General features: G+C 57.2%; 1 protein-coding gene. It reads left to right on the forward strand.

Translation table 11 applies throughout. The annotated features are described in order from the left end of the window. The first annotated feature begins 1130 nt into the window (after positions 1 to 1130). On the forward strand, positions 1131 to 1583 hold the full coding sequence (locus tag CQ12_RS29020) for a hypothetical protein (protein WP_157088560.1): 453 nt from the start codon (positions 1131 to 1133) through the stop codon (positions 1581 to 1583). The last annotated feature ends 702 nt before the right edge of the window (positions 1584 to 2285 follow it).

The raw sequence follows: 2285 nt of genomic DNA on the forward strand, positions 1-2285 counted from the left end.
TTCCCTGATTAACGTCACAAAGCAATCGGCGGTTCCAACATCGGGAAAAGATGGCAATTCGCTCGGCAACTTCGGTGGAGGGGTCCCGTTAGCTCCGAACGAATCCGCGAGCAACGGTTCTCGTTAGCGCGTTCCTTTAGCCACACGGAGCAAGCATGCTCAGCCGGCGCCTCTTGATAGGCATCATCTTCACCGTTCTCACCTGTGGAGCGGCCGCCATAACGATGCTGAGACATTTGCCGCTGTAACGACCACCTCGCCGAATGGGTCGCTTGAAAGCGGTTCCCATTCGCGGGCCAGTCAATTTCCTGCACGACGGTACGGTGCGGGGGGTCCACCAACATCACACGCTCGCCCGAATAGACATAGCGATATTTCGTCAAAGATGGACCCCAGCGGGACCGGATTGCAGTTCGACATCCGCTGGCAGACGGCTGCTGACGACGACCTTCTCCGTTGTCGTAATGGGACGTACCTTGTGTTCGGTGGTGGAAGGCCACACGGGCATCACTTCAAGTCAGCGCGTTACTTGGCTGCCAATGATTCCGAATTGGCAACCAAGTTAGCAAGTCAATTTCGAATTGCGGCCAAGTTGCTTTGAATGAGCCAACGTAACTTGCGCTCGACCTGAAGCGCCTACGATCTAATGTGCATCCATTACGACCAGCCGGGCCGCGCTCCACCGCCGTCGGAGCGCTACTGCGGCGGGCGCGCCGCAGCGGCGGAGGGTCTTGGTAGAGCGTCTTTATCTTGCGGTGCAGCGAAAGAGAAATGCAATCGGGAAAAAGTAGCAACTTTTCCAACGCGCCGGAATTGTAGTTCGTGCCGTTGTTGGAGTTCGAAATGGCTGATTCACCGCTGCTCTCAAGTCGAAGTGCTTCAGGTGTCCGGCGGACATGGTGGCTGCCTGACTATCGGCGCTGACCTGTTGGTTGACCATCTGCGGCAGAAAATTGATGTTTTGGCTGAGCGCACTTCTTGGTCACTGAGCCGCACGGCTCCGCGGCTCGCAGCGGCAATCGTTGCTTAGGAAGGAACGACCGCCAGTCCGGACGATTTTGCGGCGAGGAGTGACAAAGACTATCGCGATGGACTGCAACAGCACTTTCCAACGCAAATCGAGGCGAACGGTGTTTAATTGGTTTAGGGTAGACAAGCGACGAAAGAAGATCCGTGAGGACCGAAGATACCTGGAAGGAAGGGCGCGACGCCTGTTGCAAAAATATCTAGCCGCAGATGATTCGGAAAAGCGCCTTTACTACGAGGTGATCGCTGGAGCAGCCGCAGCATGTCAGCCCGAGCTTTCGGATCCGGGCTTGGAAAACCCACAGCATGCTGAACAGAGTGCTGAGACCGCCCTTAAAGTAGTCAAAATCCGTCACCGCCAAACCAGCGGTGAGAACGATGATTTGGCTGGATTGATCACTAATGCTTACGCAACGGTGGGAATAGCGTACCGCCGTGCCGCTGCCGTCTACATGGTCGATGAGGAGATGCAGCGACTGGGGACCGCCGCCGTGCACCTAACCACAATAGCAAACTCGTATATAGCCGCTCAATCACGGGATACGCAGCGTAAGTGACCCGTAGTCTCACATCCTCGAAGGATTTCGCAATCGTGTACGGCCGTCTGATCAATAAGGCTTCGAGCGAGGGCTCGCTACTTGGCGAGCGAAAGGCTAATCCGTGTGACAACCGCGTCTCACTGGCGCTCTTCCGCGGCGGGATAATAATTGATCAACGCGCAATACATGGGCAGCGCTAGTCCGTGATAGGCGTTGCAGCGAGCCGTGGCCCGAGGCGCTCCCCGAAACCGCCGAAGCGCTGGACGCCAACTTCCTTAGATATGCGAGACTTTACCAACCGCCGCGGAAGTGGCGTCGATAGCCCCATCCGCCACGCCAACCCGGACCAGCGTACGCATACACAGGAGGTGCCGCATAGACGCGCGGTGCCGCATAGACAGGATATTCCTCAACCACGACTCGCGGCGGCGCTACAATGACAGGCCGGCGAACCACCACAACGGGAGCCGGCTCCTCGACAACGACAGGTGGCCGCGTCCGGTACTCGTACGTGTGGGTCTCCTCCCCATAACTTGGAGCTTCGCTATAGGGCGTTAATCCGTTGGCCAATGCCGGCGAGGCAAGAGCCAGTGCGCTTGCCGCGCCCAAGATCGCTTTACGCATGGACGTTGCTCCTTTTTTTGTTGCCCGTGGAAGAAAACGGGAGAACCCGTTGTTAGGTTCATGAACGCGAGTGTTCAGCCGCGCGCTGTCGTGCAT

It is taken from the genome of Bradyrhizobium jicamae, assembly GCF_001440395.1.
Taxonomy (GTDB): domain Bacteria; phylum Pseudomonadota; class Alphaproteobacteria; order Rhizobiales; family Xanthobacteraceae; genus Bradyrhizobium; species Bradyrhizobium jicamae.